The sequence below is a fragment of the Streptomyces telluris genome (genome assembly GCF_024519335.1).
Lineage (GTDB): Bacteria > Actinomycetota > Actinomycetes > Streptomycetales > Streptomycetaceae > Streptomyces > Streptomyces telluris.
This window is the reverse complement of sequence record NZ_JANIID010000002.1, coordinates 315,208-335,417: the sequence shown is the minus strand read 5'-3', so window position 1 is coordinate 335,417 and position 20,210 is coordinate 315,208. Positions and strand designations below refer to the sequence as shown.

The following is a 20,210-nucleotide window of genomic DNA, read 5'->3' as shown; positions in this document are numbered from 1 at the left end:
GGAGAATGTCCCCCCGTTTGAGTGGCTACTTCTGTGACTGCTTGCCACCCGAACGAGTAGCACCGGCACCCGCCGCTGCCTTCACCCCGCCATCCTTGGCGCTTCCGGCCCCCGGGGCCTCAAAAGATTCCAACGCCTCCAACACGTCCTGGACACGGGAAATCTCGGCCTGAATGTCCTCGCGACGGCGCACCAGGACCTCCAACTCCCGCTTTCCCTCCTCGACAAGGCGCTCGGCCTCCTTCGCACCCTCGGTGCGCAGGCGCTCCGACTCCCGTACGGCGGCGGCCTTCTTCTGCTCGGCCTCCTTGAGCAGCCCCTCCACCTTCTTCACCGCGGCGATCCGCACCTTGCTGGCCTCGCTGCTCGCGTCGGACAGCAGCTTCTTCGCCTTCTCCTCGGCCTCCTCGAGCTGCTCGGTCGCGGCCGCGACGAGCTTGTCGCAGCGCTCGCCCGCCGACTGCATCGCCTCGGCGGCCTCGCGGCGCGCCCGGCCGTGCAGCTCCTCGACCTCGCTCTCGACGCGCGAGCGCAGCTCGTCGGCCCGCTCCCTTATCGCGGTGGCGTCCCCGCGGGCCTCGGCGAGCAGCGTGTCCGCGTCCGTACGGGCCTGCTCGACCAGGGCGTTGCCCTCGCCGGTGGCCTCCGTGACGATCCGCTCGGCCTCGCGGCGGGCCACGCCCACCATCGTGTCGGCCTGCTCCTCGGCGGCCGCGGCCGTGCGCAGCGCCTCCTCCTGCGCCTTGGCGATCAGGGCGTCCGCCTGCTCGCCCGCGTCGGCCAGCCGCTTGGCGGCGGCATCGCGGGCGTCGTCGACGGTCTGCTCGCCCTCGGCACGCGCCTCGGCGCGCAGCCGCTCCGCCTCCTGGACGGCGTCGGCCTTGATGCGCGCGGAGTCCGCGCGCGTGCTGTTGGCGTTCTCCTGCGCGGCGGCCAGCGCCTCGGAGGCCTCCAGGGCCATCCGCTCGGCCTCCGCCGTCGCCTCGGCCACGAGGGTGTCGGCCTGCTCGGCGGCCTCCGTGCGGCGGGCGTTCGCCGCCTCCCGGGCCTCGTCGAGGACCCGGGCGGCGTCGGTGCGCAGCCGCTCGGACTCGGCGTCCGCCTCGGCGAGCGTGCGCTCGGCCTTCCCGGCGGCCTCCGTGCGGACGGCCTCGGCGGCCTCGCGGGCCTCCTCGCCCGTACGGGCCGCCTCGCGGCGCGCGGTCTCCACCGTCTCGGCGGCCTCGGCCCGCAGCTTCTCCGCCTCGGCCGTGGCCTCGGCGATCAGCTCGTCGGCCTGGGCGGCCGCCTCCGTACGGCGCCGGCCCGCGGCCTCGCGGGCCTCGTCGACGATGCGGTCCGCCTCGGCCTGCGCCCCGGAGGTGAGCTCCTCGGCCTCGCGGATGATCCGCTCGGCCTCGGCGTGGCCCTCGGAGCGCATCCGGTTCGCGTCCTCGCGGGCCTCGGCGCGCGCCCGCGCCGCGTCCTGCTCGGCCGACGCCAGGGCGTCGGACGCGTCGGTGCGCATCTGCTTGGAGCGGGCGGACGCCTCCGCGACCGTGCGCTCCGCGTCGGCCTTCGTCTTGGCGAGGAGCGCACGGGCGGCCTCCTCGGCCTCGCCGCGGTGCTTCTCGGCCTCCTCGCGGGCCTCCGTGACCGTCCGCTCGGCCTCGGCGCGCAGCCGGGCGGCCTCCTCGGCCGCCTCCGCCTGCTGCGCCTCCGCCGACTCGCGGGCCTCCTCCAGGACGGACGTGGCCTCGGCGACGAGCCGCTCTGCCTCCGACGTGGCCTCCGCCATCAGCGCGTCGGCCTGCTCGGCGGCCTCGGAGCGGCGCGCCGCGGCCGCGGCCCGCGCCTCGTCGGCCGTGGCCGCGGCGTCCTGCTGGGCCTTCTCGACCGTCTCCTCGGCCTCCGCGATCAGCTTCTCCGCCTCGGCCATGGCCTCGGAGAGCAGCTCGTCGGCCTGCACGCCCGCCTCGGCGAGCTTGGCGTGGGCGCTGTCGGTGGCGTCCTCCAGCGTGCGGGCGGCCTCCGCCTCCAGGCGCTGACCCTCCGTGATCGCCTCGGCGACCTTCCGCTCGGCGAGCGCCTCGGCGGCCTCCGCCGCGGCCTGCGCCTCGGCGCGGATCCGGGCCGCGTCCTCACCGGCGCGCTCGCGCTCGGCGTACGCGTCGGTCCGGACCCGGTCGGCCTCCTCCTGGGCCTCGGTGAGCGTGCGCTCCGCGTTGTGCTCGGCGGCCGAGCGCAGCCCGGCGATCTCCTCCTCGGCCTGCTCGTGCAGCCCGGCGACCGCGTCGCGCACCTGCTGGGCGGTCGCCTCGGCGGCCGACACCAGCTCGGCGGCGCGCGCCTCGGCCTCCTCGACCAGGCGCTGGGCCTCCTCCTGCGCCTCCGCGACCCGCTTGCGCGCCGAAGCCAGCAGCTCCTCGCTCTGCTCGCGCGCCGCCTCGCGCTCGGCCTGCGCCTCCGTACGGGCGTCGCCGAGCAGCTCCTCGGCCTCGCGCCGGCGGCGGGCGGCCTCCTCCTGCGCGGCCGCGAGGGCCTCGGCGGCCTCGGCGGCCGTGCGCTCGGCCGCGGCGTTCGCCTCGGCCCGCACCCGGTCGGCGGTCTCCTGCGCCTCGCTGCGCAGCCGCTCCGCCTCGGCATTGGCCTCGGCGCGCAGCCGCGCGCCCGCCGACTCGCCCTCGCTGCGGGCGGCGGCGGCCTCCTCGGCGGCCTCGGCGCGCAGCCGCTCCGCCTCGGTCTCGGCCTGCGCCTGCAGCGCGCGCACCCGCTCCGCGGTCTCCGTGCGCTGACGCTCGGTCTCCTCGGCGGCCTCGCGGCGCAGCCGCTCCGCCTCCGTACGGGCGTCGCGCAGCGCCTCCTCGGCGGACTCCACGCGCTGCTCGGCCTCGGCGTGCAGCCGGGTCAGCTCGGCGTCGGCCTCCTCGCGGCGCGCCTGCGCGGCCTTCTCGGCCTCCTCGCGCAGCTTGCGCGCGGCCTCGTCGGCCTCGCTCCGGGTGCGCTCGGCGTGGTCCTCGGCCTCCTCGGCCATCTCCTCGGCCTCGGTGCGCGCCCGCTCCAGGGCCTCCTCGGCCTGCTTGCGCAGGGAGGCGGCCCGCTCGGCGGCCTCCGACCGGACCCGCTCGCTCTCGGCGGCCGCGCCGCTGCGCGTCTCCTCCGCGTCGGCCTTGGCCTTGGCCAGCAGCTCCTCGGCGGTACCGGCCGCCTCCTCGATCTGCTGCAGCGCCTCGCGCCGGGCCTCGCCGCGGATCCGCTCGCCCTCGGCGACGGCGTCGGCCCGCAGCTGCTCGGCCTCGCCGCGCAGCCGCCGCGCCTCCTCCTGGAGCTCGACGGTCTTGGCGCGGTACTCCTTGGTGTCGTCCTTCGCCGCGCCCTTGAGCTGCTCGGCGGTGTCCGCGGCCTGCGCGCGCAGCCGCTCGGCCTCGGCCTCGGCCTCCTTGCGGATCCGCTCCGCCTCGGCGGCCGCGGCCTTCGTGGTGGCGCGGGCGTCCTCGGAGGCCTTGGTCAGGACCTCCTCGGCCGTCCGGGCGGCCTTGGACAGCTGGGCCGCGGAGTCCTCCGCGGCGGCGCTGCGGGCCTTCTCGGCGGCCTCGGCGACGAGCCGCTCGGCCTCCGCGGCGGCGTCCGCGCGCAGCTGCTCGGCCTCGGCCTTCAGCGCCTCGGCGTCCTTGGTGGCCTCGCTGACCAGCCGGGCGACCTCGGCCCGGGCGGTGCGGGTGCGCTGCTCGTTCTCCGACTCGGCGCCGGACAGGCGGCGCTCGGCGCTCTCCTTCGCCTCGGCGACCAGCTTCTCGGCCTCGGCGCGCGCCTCGCGCAGCGCCGCGTCGGCCTCCTGCAGGCGGGCCTCGGCGGTACGGGTGAGCTCGGCCGCGGCCGTACGGGCCTGGTCGCTCTCCGTGCTCGCGGACGCGCGCAGCCGCTCGGCGTGGTCGGTGGCCTCCTGGGCCTGCCCGGACGCGGCGGTCAGCAGCCGCTCGGCGTCCGTACGGGCACGGCGCAGCAGGGCCTCGGCCTCGGCGCGGGCCTCGTCGGCCGCGGAGCTGAGGCGGGCGCGGGCCTGCTCGGCCAGGCGCTGGGCCTCGGCACGGGCCGTGGCCAGTGCCTGCTCGGCCTCCGCCCGGGACTCCTCCAGCAGCCGCCGGGCCTGGGACTCCGTGCGCGCACGCAGCTGCTCGGCCCAGGCCACGTTCTCGTTGACGTGCGACTCGACGGTCTGGCGGCGCTCGTTGAGCTCCTCGTCCAGACGCTGGCGGCGCGCGACGGCCTCCGCGTGGAGCTCGGCCTCCATCCGCGCCTGGCGCTCGGCCTGCTCCTGCAGCAGACGCTGCGTCTGCGCCCGGGCCTCGCGCAGCTCGCGCTCGGCGTCCGTACGCATCTGATCCGCCTGAATCTGGGCATTGCGGAGCAACTGCTCCGCCTGGTAACCCATGTCGGCGGTGTCGTACGCCGGGCGGTGGGCGAGATTGCGGCGCGCCTCGTGGAGCTTGGCGCGCAGCACCTCGACCTGGTAGCCGAGGTCGTCGGCGTGCTGGACCGCCTTCTCCCGCTCCTTCTTCAGCCGCTCCATCTCGGCTTCGAATTGCGAGAGGTGGTCGTCAGCCTCGTAGCGGTCGTTGCCCCGCACTGCGCGGTCCCATCCGTCCCCTGGTCGCCTTGGCGGCCGGCTCGTTCCCGCGTGTATCGGTTGGAATCCGGAGCCCGCCCTTCCGAAGAAATGGTGTCAGATCATCGGTACAGCCCGGTCCGGGCCCCCACCCCCAGGACCCCGGCCGAACCCGCACTCTACCGGCCGGGGGAGGTGAGGGTCAGTGCTCCCGGTCCGCCGGGGGCGCCGAGGTGACCAGTTCGGTCAGCACGCCGTGGCAGTCCTTGGGGTGCAGGAAGGTGATCCGCGAGCCCATCGAGCCGATCCGCGGCTCGTCGTAGAGCACCCGCACGCCCTTGTCGCGGACGGCCGCCGCGTCCCCGTCCACGTCCGCCGTGCCGAAGGCGATGTGATGGACCCCCTCGCCGTTCTTCGCCAGCCACTTGCCGACCGCGGAGTCCTCCCGCGTCGGCTCCAGCAGCTGCAGGTAGGAGGCCCCGCCGTCGGACGTCTCATTGATTTTGAGCATGGCCTCGCGGACGCCCTGCTCCTCGTTGACTTCGGTGTGGAACACCTCGAAGCCGTACGTGGCACGGTAGAACTCGACAGTCCGGTCGAGGTCGAAGCAGGCGATCCCGATGTGGTCGATGCGCGTCAGCATGGAACCAGTGCACCGCCGTACGGCTTGGTCACGCAACGTGTACGCAACGTGCTTGCGATCACACCCGCTGCCCGGTGACCCCGCGGGTACCGCTCAGTACATTGACGGAAACCATCGTTAACCTCCGCTCGAAGTCGACTCGAAGGGGCCGCGCCTCATGTCTGGTACGAACGGTTCGACCAGCACCACCTCCGTGATCGTCGCGGGCGCCCGTACGCCCATGGGCAAGCTGCTCGGCTCCCTGCGCAGCTTCTCCGCGGCCGAGCTGGGCGGCTTCGCCATCAAGGCGGCCCTCGACCGGGCCGGCATCGGCGGGGACCAGGTGCAGTACGTGATCATGGGTCAGGTGCTGCAGGCCGGCGCCGGGCAGATCCCGGCCCGCCAGGCGGCGGTCAAGGGCGGCATCCCCATGCACGTCCCCGCGCTGACCGTCAACAAGGTCTGCCTCTCCGGCCTGGACGCCATCGCGCTGGCCGACCAGCTCATCCGCGCGGGCGAGTTCGACATCGTGGTGGCCGGCGGCCAGGAGTCCATGACCAACGCCCCGCACCTGCTGCCCAAGTCCCGTGAGGGCTACAAGTACGGCGCGATCGAGATGCTCGACTCGATGGACCACGACGGCCTCACCGACTCCTTCGAGTCCATCGCCATGGGCGCCTCCACCGAGAACCACAACACCCGCCTCGGCATCGGCCGCGCCGCCCAGGACGAGATCGGCGCCCGCTCCCACCAGCGCGCCGCCGCCGCCCAGAAGAACGGCATCTTCGAGGCCGAGATCACCCCCGTGGAGGTCCCGCAGCGCAAGGGCGACCCGGTGGTCTTCGCCCACGACGAGGGCGTCCGCGGCGACACCACCGTCGAGGTCCTCGGCAAGCTGCGCCCGTCCTTCCGCAAGGACGGCACGATCACCGCCGGCACCTCCTCGCAGATCTCCGACGGCGCCGCCGCCGTCGTGGTGATGAGCAAGGCCAAGGCCGAGGAGCTGGGCCTGGAGTGGATCGCCGAGATCGGCGCCCACGGCAACGTCGCCGGTCCCGACAACTCCCTGCACTCCCAGCCCTCCAACGCGATCCGGCACGCGCTGCGCCGCGAGGGCCTGACCGTGGAGGACCTCGATCTCATCGAGATCAACGAGGCGTTCGCCGCCGTCCTCGTGCAGTCAATCAAGGACCTCGGCGTGTCCCCGGAAAAGGTGAACGTCAACGGCGGTGCCATCGCGCTCGGTCACCCGATCGGCATGTCCGGCGCCCGCACCGTCCTGCACCTCGCGCTGGAGCTCAAGCGGCGCGGCGGCGGCGTCGGCGCGGCGGCCCTGTGCGGCGGCGGCGGCCAGGGCGACGCCCTGATCATCCGCGTCCCCGGCAAGTGACCTCACGCCCCCCGAGGTTTCCCAGAACGGAGCACTGATGGTGGACGTCCCCGCACTGGTGGAGCAGGCCCGCGAAGGCCGGCCGCGCGCCGTGGCCCGGCTGATCTCCCTGGTGGAGGGGGCGTCCCCGCAACTGCGCGACGTCATGGCCGCCCTGGCGCCGCTGACCGGCGGCGCGTACGTCGTGGGCCTGACGGGCTCGCCCGGCGTCGGCAAGTCGACGTCGACGTCGGCGCTGGTCAGCGCCTACCGGCGGGCGGGCAGGCGGGTCGGGGTGCTGGCCGTCGACCCGTCCTCGCCGTTCTCCGGCGGCGCCCTGCTCGGCGACCGCGTACGGATGTCCGACCACGCCTCCGACCCGGGGGTGTACATCCGTTCCATGGCCACGCGCGGCCATCTGGGCGGCCTGGCCTGGGCCGCCCCGCAGGCCATCCGCGTCCTGGACGCGGCCGGCTGCGACGTGATCCTCGTCGAGACCGTCGGCGTCGGCCAGTCCGAGGTGGAGATCGCCTCCCAGGCCGACACGAGCGTGGTGCTCCTCGCCCCGGGCATGGGCGACGGCATCCAGGCCGCGAAGGCGGGCATCCTGGAGATCGGCGACGTCTACGTCGTCAACAAGGCCGACCGCGACGGCGCCGACGCCACGGCCCGCGAGCTCAACCACATGCTGGGGCTGGGCGAGGCCAGGGGCCCGGGCGACTGGCGGCCCCCGATCGTCAAGACGGTGGCCGCGCGCGGCGAGGGCACGGACGAGCTGGTCGAGGCCCTGGAGAAGCACCGGGCCTGGATGGAGGAGCGGGGCGTCCTGGCGGACCGCCGCACCGCCCGGGCGGCCCGCGAGGTCGAGACCATCGCCGTCACGGCCCTGCGCGAACGCATCGCCGACCTCCACGGCGACCGCCGCCTGACCGCCCTGGCGGAGCGCATCGTCGGCGGCTCGCTGGACCCGTACGCGGCCGCGGACGAGCTGGTCGCGGGCCTGACGGAACGGGGATAGCGGCCGGGCGCACGGCCCGGCAGCCGTGCGCCGTCATGGAACGCTCATACGAATCGCCGAAACGGATCTTGGTCGGGGGGCGTCTTCACAGACGTCCCCCGTTTCCGTCGAGAGCGATCAGCCCTTGAGTAAGAACCGGCACAAGCTGCGTCCCCGCCGCCGCAGGACAGAGGCGTCGGCAGCCCGCAAGCGCTTCATCGACTACCCCCGTCAGGGCAGGCGCGGCGTGCGCCGCTGGCTGCCGTCGTGGCGGCTGACGGGAGGCACCTTCCTGCTCGGCCTGGGCGGCGCGGCCGGGCTGTTCGCCTGCGTCTACGCGAGCGTCGACATCCCCGACGAGAACGCCGCGGCCCGCCAGGAGGCCAACACGTACTACTGGTCGGACGGTTCGCGGCTGGCGAGCGTCGGCGAGGTCAACCGCACCATCGTCCGGCTGTCCGACGTGCCGGAGTCCACGCAGAACGCGGTGATAGCCGCCGAGAACGAGAGCTTCTACCGTGACCGGGGAGTGTCGTTCAAGGGCATCCTGCGGGCCTTCGCCAGCACGGCGGGCGGCGAGGAGACGCAGGGCGGCTCCACCATCACCCAGCAGTACGTGAAGAACACCTACCTCTCGCAGGAGCAGACCGCCACGCGGAAGGTCAAGGAGTTCGTCATCTCGCTGAAGGTGGACCGGACGAAGAGCAAGCAGGAGGTCCTGCAGGGTTACCTCAACACCAGCTGGTTCGGGCGCGGGGCGTACGGGATCGAGGCCGCCGCGCAGGCGTACTACGGCATCCCCGCGAAGAAGCTCGACCCGAGCCAAGGGGCCATGCTCGCCGCCCTGTTGAAGGGGGCCGAGCTCTACGACCCCTCGGTCGGCCGGAGCAACCACGCGCGGGCGGAGGACCGCTGGAAGTGGATCCTGGACCGGGAGGTGAAGACCGGCCGCATGTCCCAGGAGCAGCGCGACACTTACCGCACCTTCCCCGAACCGCGTAAGCAGTCCGTGTCCACGGGTCTCGGCGGCCAGGCCGGCTATCTGGTCGACGTCGCCAACAAGGACATCAGGCAGCGGGCCATGCTCACCGAGCAGGACCTGGCCCACGGCGGCTACCGGATCCACACCACCTTCGACAAGAGCCGCATGGAGCGGCTGAAGAAGGCCGTCGACGGCGTCCTCGCCAAGGACGCCGACCCGGGCAAGCGGCCGGACTCCGACACGGACGTCCAGGTGGGTGCCGCCTCCGTACGGCCCTCGGACGGCGCCGTCCTCGCCCTGTACGGCGGGCCCGACGCCACGAAGCACTTCGCCAACAACGCCGACACGTCAGGCGTCCCGGCGGGCTCCGCCTTCAAGCCCTTCGTCCTGGCCGCCGCCCTGCAGGAGGGCGTGGACCCCGGCAGCTACTACGACGACAACGGCAAGCTCCAGCCGGCCGAGGACTCCGGCCCCGACGAGAACCACCCCACCCTCCGCCAGGCCCTGACGAGCGGCGGCAACGCGACGTACGTGCGCCTGGGCAAGGAGGTGGGCCTGAAGAAGGTGCGGGACACGGCCGTCCGGGCCGGCCTGCTGAAGAGCAGCATGGCCGAGCTGGAACAGGCCTTCCCCATCGGCACGTCCACGCCGAGCGCGATCCGCATGGCCGCGGCGTACGGCACCTTCGCCAACGAGGGCCTGCAGAACGACCCCTACTCCGTCACCAAGGTCGTCAAGGGCGGCACGTCGGTGGGCGGCTTCGAGAGCCGGGCCAAGGCGCGGCGGGCCCTGGACAAGGACACGGCGGGCGAAGTGGCGCGCGCCCTGCGCGACGCCGACGGCGGCTCCTGGTCGGCCGGGCGGACCGGCGACCAGGACCGCCTGAACTCGGCCTGGTTCACCGGCTGGTCCGGGAACCTGTCCACGGCCGTGACGGTGTTCCGCACGAAGCCCGAGGGCGGCCCGCTCCTGCCGTTGGCGGACCTGGGCGGCGAGGAGGGGCGGCGGGGCAACGCCTTCCCGGCCCGCATCTGGGCGGACTACACGGGCACGGCCCGCCCCTGAGCGCGTGCGGCGCGGGCCGCAGCCCGGGTGCGGCCGCGGGCCGGACTCAGGCGCGGCCCCGCAGGGAGCGCAGGTGCTGGGCGACCGGGGCCAGGGAGGCGTAGAGGGCCTTGAGGTCCGCCTCGCCCAGCAGGTCGATGAAGTGCTCGCGCACGGAGGCCACGTGGTGCGGGGCGACCTGCCGCATGGTGTCCCAGCCGTGCTCCGTGAGGACGGCGTACAGGCCCCGGCGGTCCGACTCGCAGTTCTCGCGCCGGACCAGGCCCGCGTTCTCCATGCGGGTGATCTGGTGCGAGAGGCGGCTCTTGGACTGCAGCGTGGCGGTCGCGAGGTCGCTCATCCGCATGCGGTGGTCCTCGGACTCCGAGAGGTTGACCAGGATCTCGTAGTCGTTGTTGGTGAGGCCGAACGGCTGCAGGTCCCGTTCGAGCTGGTGCATCAGCAGACGGCTGACGTCCAGGTGGGCGCGCCAGGCGCGCTGTTCCTCTTCGCTGAGCCAGCGGGTGCCGTTCTCGGTGTCCATAGACATAGAGGAATTCTACCTAAGAAAGTTGAAAGATTAACTAGTTGTGGTGCGGAGTGTGAGGTCACACGTTCGACGTCACACTCTGCAGAGTACCGCTCACAGCCCGAAGCGGCGCTGGAGGTCTCCGAGCTGGCCCGGCATACGGGGCGTGGTTGGCTGATTCGACGGGCTTGCGTGCGGGACCCCCTCCTGCTGCGGTGTCTCACCGGTCGGGATCCCGGCCATCAGCTGCTCCGTGGACTGCAGCAGCACCGTACCGGCGCCCACGAACTCGAACTGGTGCTCCTCGCCCGAGGTGCCGCCCAGACCCGTGAAGGCGCGCACGCCGCCGAGCACCCCGCGCAGGTACTGGTGGTCGTAGTGGTGACAGGGGGAGGGGCAGTCGGCCCAGCCGACGAGGGCCTGGGGGTCCACCCGGACGGGTGGCTCCACGAAGACCACGGGGCCATTGGAGGCCGCCACGAACTTGCCCGTGCCGATGAGCGTGAGGAAGCCGGGGACGATCGACTGCTTGAGCGAGAGCGACGGCTGGAAGGCGAGCAGATTGCCCGACCGCACCGTCAGATTGCCGTCCTCCAGGTCGTAGGAGTTGACGTCGAAGCTGCGGTCCGCGAGGACCATCTTGCCCTTGCCCTCGGCGACCACCCAGTCCGCGGCGTGCAGCGGCGAGTGGAAGCTGTGGGCGATGAGGCGGTCGAGGCGGCCGTGCCCGATGCCGTGGAAGTCGATGCTGCCGTAGTAGGCGATCATCTTCCCCTTCTGCAGGAACCACTGGCCGTCGAGGTCCACGCTGAAGGCGTACGGGTTGACGTTGTCGTCGGACGGAAGGGTGTGCGCGTCGAAGACGACCGGACCGTTGGCAGTGCTCACAGCTTCTCCTCCGACGCCTGTACGTAGACCGTGCCCTCGCCGGACAGTTCGAGCTGGAACGCCTCCCCGGAGCCGCGCCCCACCATCTCGCGCCAGCCGATGGCGGTGGAGAGCTTGCTGCGGACGTCGCCGCGGTGGGCGACATAGGCCTGCGGGTCGACGTGGACGGGCCGCCCGGACCGGATCGGCAGCTCGATGACGCCGCCGTGGGCCATCACGGCGACCGCGCCCTGGCCCTTGAGCGTCGTGGTGAACAGGCCCTGACCGGTGACCTGGCCGCGGACCATGCCCATGACGCCGCCCTGCGAGCCCATGAACATCGTGCCCTGCTGCAGGGTGCCGTCGAAGGCGAGCAGCCGGTCCGCCTCGACGTAGAGGGTCTCGCCCGAGAGCTCGATCACCTGCACGTGGTGGCCGCCGTGGCCGAACATCACCGTGCCGCTGCCCTCCACGGTCATCAGCGGAGTGGCCTCGTTGGCGATGCGGCGGCCGATCATGCCCATCACGCCGCCCTGGCCACCGGTGATGCTGGGAGTGAAGGAGACGTCGCCCTTGTAGGCGAGCATGGCGCCCCGCTGGCTGAAGAGGCGCCGGCCGGGCACGATCTGCGCCTCGACCATGCGGGAGTTCAGAGTCCGGAACGGCATCAGACGTCGCCTCCGAAGGTGGTGCGCTCGCTCGGCTGCACGTAGACCAGGCCCTCGCCCTCGAAGCGGATCTGGAACGCCTCGCCGGAGCCCTCGCCGATGAACGTGCGGAAGTTGACCCCGGACTGGAAGTGCTGCTTGAGCCTGCCGGTGTGGGCGATGTACGCGCCCGGGTCGACCTGCAGCGGCGTGGACGGGGTCACGCGCAGCACGACGGCCGTGCCGTCGGACATGATCGCCGCCTGGCCCGTGCCCTCGACGGTCGTGGTGAACAGGCCGTTGCCCTGGGAGGCGCCGCGCAGGCCGGTGAAGGTGGTGCCGGTGCGCAGGCCCGCGTCGGCGGCGAGGAGGTTGCTCGCCTCGACGTGGAGCGTCTCGCCGCGCAGGGAGACCAGGTTGATCTCGGTCGCCCGGTCGGCGAAGTAGCAGGTGCCGTGTCCTTTCACCTCCATCACTTCCATCTGCTCGCCGGTGAGCCGGCGGGTGACCATGCCGCGCAGGCCGTCCCCGCCGCCGGTCATCTTCTTGAAGTTCATGTCGCCCTCGTACGCGACCATCGAGCCGTTCTTGGCCTTGACCGCGTCGCCCGTCAGGTCGACGGCGAGGACTTTGCTCCCCTGGAGCCGAAACTGTGCCACGGGACGACGCTAGCGGGCGGACTCGCCGGTCGACAGGGCCTTGGTCCCGGAATGACCCCGGATCCAGGCATCCGGGACGAGGCTGCGACAATGGACCAGCTTGTGAATACCATCACAAGCTGTAGTCGTCCCGCCACTGTCCAGCCACTGACTCACGAAGGTGCGTACCCCCGTGGACATCAAGACCGCCTCCGCCCTGCGCCGGCTCCGCCTGGTCTCCGCCCCGGAGGCCGTTTCCTTCCTGCTGCTGCTCGCCTGCTCCGTGCTCAAGCGCACGACGGACTTCAACGCCGTACCGGTGATGGGCGCCGTGCACGGCGTGCTCTTCGTCATCTACGTGCTCTTCTGGCTGGACGCCTGGAACAAGACCAAGTGGTCCCTGAAGACCGCCGCCCTCTACTTCGTCCTCTCCGTCCTGCCGACGGGCGGCTTCTTCGCCGACCGCATGCTGCGCCGCGAGGCCGAGGCGAGCCTGATCGCCGCCCGCGCCCGCAAGGAGGGCGTGGTCAACGCATGATCGTCGCCTTCTCGGTGTCGCCGCTGGGCGTCGGCGAGGACGTCGGCGAGTACGTGGCGGACGCGGTGCGCGTGGTGCGCGAATCCGGCCTGCCGAACCGTACGGACGCGATGTTCACATCGGTCGAGGGCGAGTGGGACGAGGTCATGGACGTCGTCAAACGAGCCGTCGCGGCGGTCGAGGCCCGCGCGGGCCGGGTCTCCCTCGTCCTGAAGGCGGACATCCGCCCGGGCGTGACGGACGGCCTGACGTCGAAGGTCGAAACGGTCGAGCGGTACCTCTCGGAGGGCTGACCCCGGCCGAACGGCCGACCCCGGCTCACGGCTGACCCAGGCCAAGGCGAACGGCCCGGTCCGGCGAGCGCACACGCGCTCCCGGGACCGGGCCGTTCGCCGTTGCGGGGGGCGTCAGCCGATGCGGCCGACGTGGATCACCACGATGGTGACGGACTCCCCGGAGATCTCGTACAGCACGCGGTACCTGCCTACGTGCATCCTCCGCAGGTCGGGCGAGCCGTACTCGGCCGACCCGGTGGGGCGGGGGTCGTCGGACAGCAGGTCCACCGCGGCGAAGAGCCGGCGCAGCCCTTCGGGGTCGTCCTTGAGGAACCGGGATGCCGCGTCGATGGCGGGCTCATCCCAGATGATCTGAAAGGTCACTCACTCTCCAGGCCGAGTCGCGTTCGCACATCCTCGTGCGGGATGCCGGCCGCCGTGTCGGCGGCTTGCCGTTCCCGGTAGAGGGCGAGCGCGAGGGCGTCCTCGATGTCCGCGAGTTCCTGGGGGTTGATGAGCACGGCCGCGGGCTGGCCGTGGTCCGTGATGGTGATGCGTTCGCGGGCGTGCGAGGCCCGTCGGACCAGAGCTCCGAAGCGGGCGCGCGCTTCGGTGATCGGCAGAGTGTCACTCATGTGCAGAACTGTACACTTCCCGCTCCTTCTGTGAGGCCGTTTCGAGAGGCTCGGCTGGCGCGCCTCGTTCACCGCCGCAGTGCAGGGACGTGGCGGACTGCGGCGTCCGGGCCGGGCTGCGGCCCGTGCGGGAGGAGGCGGGGGGCCGAGGGTCCGCGAGGTCCGCGGCGCCGGAGGGCGCGCTGGTCAGGGCCATGCCCAGGGGGGTGCGTTCGTAGAGGACCTGGTGGCTTCGGCGGCGGGAGGTCAGGAGGCCGGCCGCGCGGAGGACCGAGAGGTGGGCGGAGACCGAGGACGGGGCCAGGCCGTGGCGGGCGGCGAGGGCCGTCGTGGAGGCGGGTTCCGTCAGAGAGGCGAGGAGGGCCGCGCGGTTGGGGCCGAGGAGGCGGACGAGCGCGTGCGCGCCCTCCGTGTCAGGCTCGGCCCACAGGCCGCCTATCCCGCGCGCCGGGTAGACCACCGTCGCCTGCCACGGGGCGTCGAAGCCGCCGATCACGTCCGGCCAGGCGAAGACGCTCGGCACCAGCATCAGGCCCTGTCCTCCCAGGGCCCGCGTGTGGTCGTTGCGGCGCCGGACGGTCAGGGTGTCGTCCGCCCACTCCAGCGACGGGTGCAGGCCCGCGAAGAGCCGCTCCAGGCCGCCGTCCGCCAGGCGGCGCGCGTGGAAGGCCACGTCCGCCTCCAGCAGGGCGCGCAGCCGCGGCCACTCCGGGGCGAGCAGCAGGTGCCAGGCGCGCTCCAGGAGCCCGGTCAACTCCCGCACGGCGCCCGCCGGGTCGGCCAGCATCGCCCTGCCCTCCGGCGATCCGGCCGCCCCGGGCGTGCAGGCGAGCGACCGCGCGAGCTCCCGGCGGGCCACCGCCGTGTCCGTGGCGCGTACGAGGGCCAGCTCGTCCGCGAAGGACTGGAGCGGCCCCTCCGGCGGCGGGCACAGGAAGTCCGGGTGGTAGCCCCCGCCCGGCATCAGCAGGGACAGCGCCGTCAGGTCGAGCCCGGCGAGTGCCTCCCGCCGGCGCCGCAGCCAGGGCAGGTGGTAGCCGTGCCGCTCGGGGCGCAGCAGGGTGTAGAGGCACTGGTGGGTCTCCCACAGCGGGGAGATCCCGAACCGGCAGCGCAGCAGGTCGCCGGCTTCGAAACGCATGTGCAGCGGCATGTCCCGCCACCTTTCCGGCCGCCCCCGCCGGCGCCCTACTCTTTCGGCTGGAGCCGAAAGAGTAGGGCCCGCGCCCCGCACCTGCGCACCCTTCCGCGCATGTCAACGGCACAAGACCCCCACTCCGCGGGCGCCGCGCCCGCCCCCGCCGGCTACCGCGCCGCCCTCGCCGTGCGCGAGTTCCGCGCCGTGTTCGCGGCCCACCTGCTGTCCCTGCTCGGCATCGTCGTCGGCGAGATCGCCCTGTCCGTCCTCGTGTACCGGGTGACCGGATCACCACTGCTCGGGGCCCTGACCTTCGCGCTCGGGTTCCTGCCCTACCTGCTGGGCGGCACGCTGCTCGCCGGCGTCGCCGACCGCCACCCCGCCCGGCGCGTGCTCGTCGTGTGCAACCTGCTCTGCGCCGCGGGCGCGGCGGTGACGGCGCTGCCGGGCACCCCGGTGCCCGCCCTGCTCGCGCTGCGCGCCTTCAGCGCCCTGATCGGGCCGGTCCTCGCCGGGACGAGATCGGCGACGCTCGGCGACGTCCTCGGCGAAGGCGATCTGTTCGTCCTCGGCCGCTCCCTGATCCGCATCGTCACCCAGGGCGCGCAGCTCGCAGGCTTCGCCGCGGGCGGGGTGCTGCTCACCGCCGTCTCCCCGCGCACCGCCCTCCTCTCCACAGTGGCCGGTTTCCTCGCCTCCGCGCTGCTCCTGCGCTTCGGGACGCGGCGGCGCCCGGGCCGGGCGTCCGGGGGAGCGGACGTGCTGCGGGCCTCGCTCTCCGGCGCCCGGCAGCTCCTCGCCGACCGCCGCACCCGTGCCCTGCTCCTGCTGTCCTGGCTGCCGCCGTTCTTCCTCGTCGCGCCGGAGTCCCTCGCTGCGCCGTACGCCGACGAGATAGGCGCCGGCACGGTCGGGGTGGGGCTGCTGATGTGCGGGATGCCGGTGGGGACGATCGCCGGAGAGGTGCTGGCCGGATCCCTGCTGGGCCCGCGGGCCCGCGAACGCATCACGCTGCCCGCGGCGTCCGTGCTCCTGCTGCCCTTCCTGCTCTACGCGGCGAAGCCCTCCCTCGGCTGGGCGCTGGGCGCCGTGGCCCTGGCCGGTCTGGGCGCGGCGTACACGCTCGGACTCGACCAGTGGTTCGTCGCCGCGGTGCCCGAAGAGCTGCGCGGACGGGCGATGACCCTGCAGACGGCGGGCACGATGACGATCCAGGGGCTGGGCATGGCGCTGGCCGGGGCGGCGGCCGAGTACGCGCCCGTCCACTGGGTCGTGGTGGGCGCCGGGGCGATCGGCACCCTGGTGGTCGGGGGCGTCGTGCGGCTTGTCGTAGGCTCGGCGTGATCCACGGTCAAGATCTGCAGGGGGAGTTGTGATGCTCGACGTGTTCACCGGCGGGACGAAGAAGTCCGGAGCCGACTTCGAGGTGGTGGTGCTGCGTGACACGCAGGCGGTCGCCGAGGCGATACGCGAGGCGCTGGCCGTCGCCGGCGCCGAGGAGCGGCCCGGGCTGGAGCGCGCGGCCGCGCTGGTCGCCGAGCACGCGGCCCGCCCGGAGCGCGAGGTGCGGGCCGAGTGGGTGCGCGGCATCCTCGCCGAGGCGGGCGTCGACGCGCGCAGCCAGGAGCTGCACGCGATCAGGGCGCTGCGCAAGGCCGAGCGGGGCCTGAGCCTGGCGACGGCGGTGCGGCTGGTGCGCGAGGCCGCGGCGGTGCCGGCGGATTCGTCCGGGATCTGAGATACGCCCGACCGGGATATGACCGAACTGTAGGCTCGTGACCGTGCCCAAGCCGCTCAGCCTCCCCTTCGACCCCATCGCCCGAGCCGACGAGCTCTGGAAGCAGCGCTGGGGTTCCGTGCCGTCGATGGCCGCGATCACTTCGATCATGCGCGCCCATCAGATCCTGCTGGGCCAGGTCGACGCGGTCGTCAAACCGTACGGGCTGACGTTCGCGCGCTACGAGGCCCTGGTGCTGCTCACGTTCAGCAAGGCCGGGGAACTGCCGATGTCGAAGATCGGCGAGCGGCTGATGGTGCACCCCACGTCGGTCACCAACACCGTGGACCGGCTGGTCGCCTCCGGCCTCGTCGCCAAGCGCCCCAACCCCAAGGACGGGCGGGGCACGCTCGCGTCGATCACCGACAAGGGCCGCGAGGCGGTGGACGGCGCCACGCGCGACCTGATGGCGATGGACTTCGGCCTCGGGGCCTACGGGGCGGACGAGTGCGGCGACATCTTCACGATGCTGCGGCCGCTGCGGGTGGCCGCGGGTGATTTCGAGGAGTCCGGCGAACAGGAGTAGCGCGGCCGGGCGGGGCGGCGAAGATCGCCCCGGAACGGGCGGTTACGCTCGATGCCATGAAGCGAAGCGTCCTGACCCGATACCGCGTGCTGGCATACGCGACCGCCGTGATGCTGCTGGTCCTCTGCGCCAGCATGGTCCTCAAGTACGGCTTCGACACAGGCGCGAACGCGACGCTGGTGATCTCCCAGATCCACGGCGTGCTCTTCATCGTCTACCTGGTCTTCGCCTTCGACCTCGGCTCCAAGGCGCGCTGGAAGTTCGGCAAGCTGCTGTGGGTGCTGGTCTCCGGCACCATCCCGACGGCCGCGTTCTTCGTCGAGCGCAAGGTCGTCCGCGAGGTCGAGCCGCTGATCACGGACGCTCCGGTCCGGGCCACCGCCTGACGCCACCGCCGCCGCACCCCCTCGTCGCCCCGCGACACCCCGCCCCGGACACCCCTTGTGTTCGGGGCGCTCTTGCGCGACGATTTACTAGGACGTCCTAGTAAATTGCCCGCCGGGCCAGCGCCGGACCGGAGCGGGCAGGACGCGGAGAGGTGGACGAGAGCACATGGATGCAGCAGCCATCGAGGCCGGTCGCGGCCGCTGGCAGAAGCGCTTCGACGCGGCCCGCAAGCGGGACGCCGACTTCACCACCCTCTCCGGTGACGAGGTCGCTCCCGTCTACGGCCCCCGCCCCGGCGACGCGTACGAGGGCTTCGAGCGCATCGGCTGGCCGGGGGAGTACCCCTTCACCCGCGGCCTGTACGCCACCGGCTACCGCGGCCGCACCTGGACCATCCGCCAGTTCGCCGGCTTCGGCAACGCCGAGCAGACCAACGAGCGCTACAAGATGATCCTCGCCAACGGCGGCGGCGGGCTCTCGGTCGCCTTCGACATGCCCACCCTCATGGGCCGCGACTCCGACGACCCCCGCTCGCTCGGCGAGGTCGGCCACTGCGGCGTCGCCATCGACTCCGCCGCCGACATGGAGGTCCTCTTCAAGGACATCCCCCTCGGCGACGTGACGACGTCCATGACCATCAGCGGTCCCGCCGTGCCCGTCTTCTGCATGTACCTCGTCGCCGCCGAGCGGCAGGGTGTCGACCCCGCCGTACTGAACGGCACGCTCCAGACCGACATCTTCAAGGAGTACATCGCGCAGAAGGAGTGGCTCTTCCCGCCCGAGCCCCACCTGCGCCTGATCGGCGACCTGATGGAGCACTGCGCCCGCACCATCCCCGCCTACAAGCCCCTGTCCGTCTCCGGCTACCACATCCGCGAGGCCGGGGCCACGGCCGCGCAGGAGCTCGCCTACACCCTCGCCGACGGCTTCGGGTACGTGGAGCTCGGCCTGAGCCGCGGGCTCGACGTCGACACCTTCGCGCCCGGCCTGTCCTTCTTCTTCGACGCCCACGTCGACTTCTTCGAGGAGATCGCCAAGTTCCGCGCCGCCCGCCGCATCTGGGCCCGCTGGATGAAGGAGGTCTACGGCGCGCGGTCAGAGAAGGCGCAGTGGCTGCGCTTCCACACCCAGACCGCGGGCGTCTCCCTCACCGCGCAGCAGCCGTACAACAACGTCGTGCGCACGGCCGTGGAGGCCCTCGCCGCCGTCCTGGGCGGCACCAACTCCCTGCACACCAACGCCCTCGACGAGACCCTCGCCCTGCCCAGCGAGCAGGCCGCCGAGATCGCCCTGCGCACCCAGCAGGTGCTCATGGAGGAGACCGGCGTCGCCAACGTCGCCGACCCGCTCGGCGGCTCCTGGTACGTCGAGCAGCTCACCGACCGGATCGAGGCCGACGCCGAGAAGATCTTCGAGCAGATCAAGGAGCGCGGCACCCGCGCCGTGCCGAACGGCAAGCACCCGATCGGGCCCGTCACCTCCGGCATCCTGCGCGGCATCGAGGACGGCTGGTTCACCGGCGAGATCGCCGAGAGCGCCTTCCGCTACCAGCAGTCCCTGGAGAAGGGCGACAAGCGCGTCGTCGGCGTCAACTGCCACCACGGCTCGGTCACGGGCGACCTGGAGATCCTGCGCGTCAGCCACGAGGTCGAGCGCGAGCAGGTCCGCGTCCTCGCCGGGCGCAAGGCCGCGCGGGACGACGCGCGGGTCCGCGCCTCGCTCGACGCGATGCTCGCCGCCGCCCGGGACGGCTCGAACATGATCGGCCCCATGCTGGAGGCGGTGCGGGCCGAGGCCACGCTGGGAGAGATCTGCGACGTCCTGCGGGAGGAGTGGGGCGTCTACGTGGAGCCGGCGGGCTTCTGACCCCCCGGGGTCCGCCCCGGGCCCCGGTCCGCCCCGGGCCCCGGTCCGCCCCGGGCCCCGGTCCGCCCCGGACCCCGGTCCGGGCCGGTCCGGCGGCATACGGGCGCCGCGCAGTAGCGCGGCTACGCCCGCAACCCCCCGATCAGGAGCGCGGCGAAGCCGCGGGCCCATTCGCAGTCGACCCGCTCCGCGCTGACCAGTGTGCGGTGCACCACCGCGCCGGCGATCACATCGAAGATCAGGTCGGCCGTGCGGGCCGCGGCCGACGGATCTTCCTCGTAGGGGAGTTCCCCGCGTTCCTGGGCCCGCTCACGGCCCAGCAGTACCAGCCGCTTCTGGCGGTCCACGATCGCGCCCCGGATACGTACGCGCAGAGCATCGTCCCGCGTCGACTCCGCGACCACCGCCATCAGCGCCGTCTTCGTCTCCGGTCGTTCCAGCAGCGCGGCGAACCGCAGCACCACGCCCTCGATGTCGGCCTGCAGGCTGCCGAGGTCCGGCAGCTCCAGCTGCTCGTCGAAGAGTGCCGCGACCGCGTCCACGACGAGCTCGTTCTTGCTCGCCCAGCGCCGGTAGAGCGTGGTCTTCGCCACCCCCGCGCGGGCGGCCACGTCGCCCATCGTCAGCTTTCCCCAGCCCAGCTCGACCAGTGCGGCGCGCGTCGCCTCCAGGATCGCGCGGTCGGCCTCGGGGCTGCGCGGGCGTCCGGTGCGGCGCGCGGGGGAGGGGGCGGGGCTCATGGAACCGGACCCTACCGCCGAGTAGGCCCCGGGGCAGGGGGGCTTGCG

At 73.0% G+C, this 20,210-nt stretch carries 19 protein-coding genes and 1 pseudogene; 10 read left to right on the top strand and 10 right to left on the bottom strand.

Annotated features, from left to right (window positions below; genetic code table 11):
• Nucleotides 1-25 precede the first annotated feature (25 nt).
• Both scy and mce read right to left on the bottom strand, forming a co-directional pair.
• Nucleotides 26-4,606: a polarized growth protein Scy gene (scy, locus tag NQU55_RS03500; protein WP_168094042.1), complete on the bottom strand. Its 4,581-nt coding sequence runs from the start codon at nucleotides 4,604-4,606 to the stop codon at nucleotides 26-28.
• Between the two features lie 181 nt (nucleotides 4,607-4,787).
• A complete protein-coding gene (mce, locus tag NQU55_RS03495; RefSeq protein WP_168094041.1) occupies nucleotides 4,788-5,228 on the bottom strand; it encodes a methylmalonyl-CoA epimerase in 441 nt (146 codons plus the stop codon).
• Nucleotides 5,229-5,385: 157 nt separating this feature from the next.
• Between mce and NQU55_RS03490 the strand changes: the two genes are divergently transcribed.
• The 3 genes from NQU55_RS03490 (at nucleotide 5,386) to NQU55_RS03480 (ending at nucleotide 9,620) form a co-directional block, all read left to right on the top strand.
• Nucleotides 5,386-6,597 (top strand): acetyl-CoA C-acetyltransferase, encoded by a 1,212-nt coding sequence (locus NQU55_RS03490; protein WP_168094040.1) that lies wholly within the window; start codon nucleotides 5,386-5,388, stop codon nucleotides 6,595-6,597.
• Between the two features lie 37 nt (nucleotides 6,598-6,634).
• Nucleotides 6,635-7,594: a methylmalonyl Co-A mutase-associated GTPase MeaB gene (meaB, locus tag NQU55_RS03485; protein WP_206329582.1), complete on the top strand. Its 960-nt coding sequence runs from the start codon at nucleotides 6,635-6,637 to the stop codon at nucleotides 7,592-7,594.
• A gap of 124 nt (nucleotides 7,595-7,718) precedes the next feature.
• Nucleotides 7,719-9,620 (top strand): transglycosylase domain-containing protein, encoded by a 1,902-nt coding sequence (locus tag NQU55_RS03480; protein ID WP_240976531.1) that lies wholly within the window; start codon nucleotides 7,719-7,721, stop codon nucleotides 9,618-9,620.
• Between the two features lie 46 nt (nucleotides 9,621-9,666).
• Here NQU55_RS03480 and NQU55_RS03475 read toward each other — a convergent pair whose 3' ends face one another.
• The 4 genes from NQU55_RS03475 to NQU55_RS03460 all read right to left on the bottom strand — a co-directional run bounded on the left by NQU55_RS03475 (nucleotide 9,667) and on the right by NQU55_RS03460 (nucleotide 12,301).
• Nucleotides 9,667-10,143: a MarR family winged helix-turn-helix transcriptional regulator gene (locus tag NQU55_RS03475; protein ID WP_168094077.1), complete on the bottom strand. Its 477-nt coding sequence runs from the start codon at nucleotides 10,141-10,143 to the stop codon at nucleotides 9,667-9,669.
• A 99-nt stretch (nucleotides 10,144-10,242) separates the two neighbouring features.
• Nucleotides 10,243-11,016, bottom strand: a complete 774-nt coding sequence (locus tag NQU55_RS03470; protein ID WP_168094076.1) for an AIM24 family protein — start codon at nucleotides 11,014-11,016, stop codon at nucleotides 10,243-10,245.
• The gene (locus tag NQU55_RS03465) at nucleotides 11,013-11,663 is read right to left on the bottom strand and encodes an AIM24 family protein (protein WP_168094075.1); all 651 of its coding nucleotides are present in this window, start codon (nucleotides 11,661-11,663) and stop codon (nucleotides 11,013-11,015) included. Before NQU55_RS03465 ends, NQU55_RS03470 begins: the two co-directional genes overlap by 4 nt.
• On the bottom strand, nucleotides 11,663-12,301 hold the full coding sequence (locus NQU55_RS03460; protein ID WP_168094074.1) for an AIM24 family protein: 639 nt from the start codon (nucleotides 12,299-12,301) through the stop codon (nucleotides 11,663-11,665). The genes NQU55_RS03465 and NQU55_RS03460 overlap by 1 nt, the downstream gene beginning before the upstream one ends.
• A gap of 172 nt (nucleotides 12,302-12,473) precedes the next feature.
• Here NQU55_RS03460 and NQU55_RS03455 point away from each other — a divergent pair, with 172 nt between their 5' ends.
• The gene (locus tag NQU55_RS03455) at nucleotides 12,474-12,818 is read left to right on the top strand and encodes a DUF3817 domain-containing protein (RefSeq protein ID WP_168094073.1); all 345 of its coding nucleotides are present in this window, start codon (nucleotides 12,474-12,476) and stop codon (nucleotides 12,816-12,818) included.
• Entirely contained in the window at nucleotides 12,815-13,111 is a 297-nt protein-coding gene (locus tag NQU55_RS03450) for an MTH1187 family thiamine-binding protein (protein WP_073792111.1), read from the top strand. The genes NQU55_RS03455 and NQU55_RS03450 overlap by 4 nt, the downstream gene beginning before the upstream one ends.
• A 114-nt stretch (nucleotides 13,112-13,225) precedes the next feature.
• On the opposite strand, the gene NQU55_RS03445 is transcribed toward NQU55_RS03450, so the two are convergent.
• From NQU55_RS03445 to NQU55_RS03435, 3 genes and pseudogenes are all read right to left on the bottom strand, one after another.
• Entirely contained in the window at nucleotides 13,226-13,477 is a 252-nt protein-coding gene (locus NQU55_RS03445; protein WP_168094072.1) for a type II toxin-antitoxin system RelE family toxin, read from the bottom strand.
• Nucleotides 13,474-13,728 (bottom strand): type II toxin-antitoxin system Phd/YefM family antitoxin, encoded by a 255-nt coding sequence (locus tag NQU55_RS03440; RefSeq protein ID WP_168094071.1) that lies wholly within the window; start codon nucleotides 13,726-13,728, stop codon nucleotides 13,474-13,476. Before NQU55_RS03440 ends, NQU55_RS03445 begins: the two co-directional genes overlap by 4 nt.
• 187 nt (nucleotides 13,729-13,915) lie before the next feature.
• Nucleotides 13,916-14,881, bottom strand: a pseudogene (locus NQU55_RS03435) (ArsR/SmtB family transcription factor); the annotation flags it as partial.
• Between the two features lie 99 nt (nucleotides 14,882-14,980).
• On the opposite strand from NQU55_RS03435, the gene NQU55_RS03430 reads away from it, so the two are divergent.
• From NQU55_RS03430 to icmA, 5 genes are all read left to right on the top strand, one after another.
• Nucleotides 14,981-16,210, top strand: coding sequence for an MFS transporter (locus NQU55_RS03430; protein WP_168094069.1), 1,230 nt, complete (start codon nucleotides 14,981-14,983; stop codon nucleotides 16,208-16,210).
• A 31-nt stretch (nucleotides 16,211-16,241) separates the two neighbouring features.
• Nucleotides 16,242-16,604: a hypothetical protein gene (locus NQU55_RS03425; protein ID WP_168094068.1), complete on the top strand. Its 363-nt coding sequence runs from the start codon at nucleotides 16,242-16,244 to the stop codon at nucleotides 16,602-16,604.
• 43 nt (nucleotides 16,605-16,647) lie between these two features.
• Nucleotides 16,648-17,169, top strand: a complete 522-nt coding sequence (locus tag NQU55_RS03420; protein ID WP_168094067.1) for a MarR family winged helix-turn-helix transcriptional regulator — start codon at nucleotides 16,648-16,650, stop codon at nucleotides 17,167-17,169.
• Nucleotides 17,170-17,225: 56 nt separating this feature from the next.
• Complete coding sequence (locus NQU55_RS03415; RefSeq protein WP_168094066.1) at nucleotides 17,226-17,555, top strand: DUF3817 domain-containing protein; 330 nt, start codon at nucleotides 17,226-17,228, stop codon at nucleotides 17,553-17,555.
• 166 nt (nucleotides 17,556-17,721) lie between these two features.
• Nucleotides 17,722-19,422: a coenzyme B12-dependent isobutyryl-CoA mutase large subunit gene (icmA, locus tag NQU55_RS03410; RefSeq protein ID WP_256789657.1), complete on the top strand. Its 1,701-nt coding sequence runs from the start codon at nucleotides 17,722-17,724 to the stop codon at nucleotides 19,420-19,422.
• A 122-nt stretch (nucleotides 19,423-19,544) separates the two neighbouring features.
• On the opposite strand, the gene NQU55_RS03405 is transcribed toward icmA, so the two are convergent.
• Nucleotides 19,545-20,162: a TetR/AcrR family transcriptional regulator gene (locus tag NQU55_RS03405; RefSeq protein WP_168096197.1), complete on the bottom strand. Its 618-nt coding sequence runs from the start codon at nucleotides 20,160-20,162 to the stop codon at nucleotides 19,545-19,547.
• Between the last annotated feature and the right edge of the window lie 48 nt (nucleotides 20,163-20,210).